Here is a 1,494-nt window from a genome sequence, read left to right as displayed (position 1 = left end):
CTGATTCAATCTTCGTCGTAAGAGGAGATTGAGTCGATGATGGGCGAGCAAAGTGTGATGCAGGAGGAGCTGTTCTACGGCTTCAGCCTGGAGCGGCATGTGCCGGCGGATCACCTGCTCAGAGCGATCGACCACTTCGTCGACCTGTCCGCCATCCGCCAGCATCTGGCGCCCTTCTACAGCCCGATCGGCCGTCCCTCGATCGACCCTGAGCTGCTGATCCGCATGCTGATCGTCGGCTATTGCTTCGGCATCCGCTCGGAGCGCCGGCTGTGCGAGGAGGTACATCTGAACCTGGCCTATCGGTGGTTCTGCCGGCTTGGCCTCGAGGGTGATGTGCCTGACCACTCAACCTTCTCCAAGACCCGCCACGGCCGCTTCCGCGATGCCGACCTGCTGCGCGAACTGTTCGAGACCGTCGTCCGGCGCTGCATAGCTGAAGGGCTCGTCGGCGGCGAAGGCTTTGCGGTCGATGCCAGCATGATCGTCGCCGACGCCCATCGTCAGCGCGGGATCGAAACGGCCGAGGACCTCAATCCCAAAGCCAAGCGGGCCGTGGCTGAGTATCTCGCCACTCTGGATGACGCCGCCTTCGGGGCCGCCACGCCGGTGGAGCCCAAGTTCGTCTCCCCTGTTGATCCCGCCGCGCGCTGGACTGCCGCTTGGGGTGGCCCAGCCGTCTATGCCTATTGCACGAACTATTTGATCGACGTGGAGCACGCCATCATCGTGGACGTGGAGCCCTCGACCGCGGTGCGCCAAGCCGAGGTGACGGCCGCCAAGACTATGATCGAGCGGGCGCACGACGAGCTCGGCCTCTGGCCGGAGCGGCTGATTGCCGACACCGGCTACGGCTCGGCCGAAATGCTGAACTGGTTGGTGCATGAGCGTGGGATCGAGCCGCATATCCCGGTCTTCGACAAGTCTAGGCGCAAGGATGGCACCTTCTCGCGCGACGACTTCACCTACGACCATAAGGCCGATACATACATCTGTCCTGGCGGGAAGACGCTCAGGCAGCGCCAGAAGACCTATCGGATGCCACACCCTCTCGTCGACGAGAATGGCATGATGCGCTATCGCGCCAGCAAGCTGGATTGCGACGCCTGTGCCCTGAAGCCCAGCTGTTGCCCGAAGGAGCCGGCGCGCAAGGTGCTGCGCTCGATCTATGAGGGCGCGCGCGACATGGCCCGCGACATCGCAAAGACAGACGCCTACCAGACCTCACGCTATCAGCGGAAGAAGGTGGAGATGCTGTTCGCGCACCTCAAGCGCATCCTGAAGCTCGATCGATTGCGATTGCGCGGCCCCTGTGGTGCCCGCGATGAGTTCCACCTTGCAGCCATCGCCCAGAACCTCAGGAAATTGGCCAAGATTTGCACCCTCGGAACAAACGTCCGAGCCACTTAAGGCGAGGAGGTCGCGTCGACCTTAATCAAGACGCTTCGGTGCGAGTGGATCCACGGCTTCATCGCCGACTTCTTCAACACTATC

At 62.5% G+C, this 1,494-nt stretch carries 1 protein-coding gene; it reads left to right on the top strand.

Going from position 1 to position 1,494, the window contains the following annotated elements; translation table 11 throughout:
• Positions 1-36: 36 nt before the first annotated feature.
• The gene (locus NKH59_RS33305; protein WP_352473781.1) at positions 37-1,410 is read left to right on the top strand and encodes a transposase; all 1,374 of its coding nucleotides are present in this window, start codon (positions 37-39) and stop codon (positions 1,408-1,410) included.
• Positions 1,411-1,494: the final 84 nt, after the last annotated feature.

The sequence above is a fragment of the Mesorhizobium sp. M0998 genome (assembly GCF_040318885.1).
Classification (GTDB): Bacteria; Pseudomonadota; Alphaproteobacteria; order Rhizobiales; family Rhizobiaceae; genus Mesorhizobium.
Note: the sequence above shows the minus strand (reverse complement) of the source record. Positions and strands in the feature narration are given on the sequence as shown.

Bases quoted from the DNA above. Each gene is read 5' to 3' on its own strand.
- NKH59_RS33305 (WP_352473781.1), top strand. From the start codon at position 37: ATGATGGGCGAGCAAAGTGTGATGCAGGAGGAGCTGTTCTACGGCTTC.